This is a genomic window from Xylophilus sp. ASV27, assembly GCF_016428875.1.
GTDB lineage: Bacteria > Pseudomonadota > Gammaproteobacteria > Burkholderiales > Burkholderiaceae_C > Xylophilus.
The window spans coordinates 1-401 of sequence record NZ_JAELTO010000297.1 but is presented as its reverse complement, the minus strand read 5'-3'; the positions used below and the strand labels follow the sequence as shown (position 1 = coordinate 401).

The 401-nt window shown below is 77.8% G+C and carries 1 pseudogene; it reads right to left on the bottom strand.

The annotated features are described in order from the left end of the window. Positions 1-129: 129 nt before the first annotated feature. Positions 130-401: pseudogene (locus JHD63_RS22960) on the bottom strand (hypothetical protein); the annotation flags it as partial.

Below are 401 nucleotides of genomic sequence, written 5' to 3'. Positions count from 1 at the left end.
CCCCCCCCCCCCCCCCCCCCCCCCCCCCCCCCCCCCCCCCCCCCCCCCCCCCCCCCCCCCCCCCCCCCCCCCCTTTTCAATCATCCCCCCACCCCCTACCACTACACTAGGTTCTCTTCGTCGGCAGCGTCAGACCCCCCCCCCCCCCCCGCCCAGCCCGGCGGCCAGGCCGCCCAGCATGCCGGCCCAGGGCTTGCGCGGCGCCGCGGCTGCCGCGCCCGCGCCTGCGGCCGCAGGCGCTGCATGTGCCGGGGTGGCCGCGTTCTGACCAGCCGCCGGCGGCGGGCTGTCTCTTATAAACATCACCGAGCCCACCACACCGAACAGGAAAACTCGTATGACGTCTTCGGCTTGAAAAAAGGGGGGGGGGGGGGGGGGGGGGGGGGGGGGGGGGGGGGGGG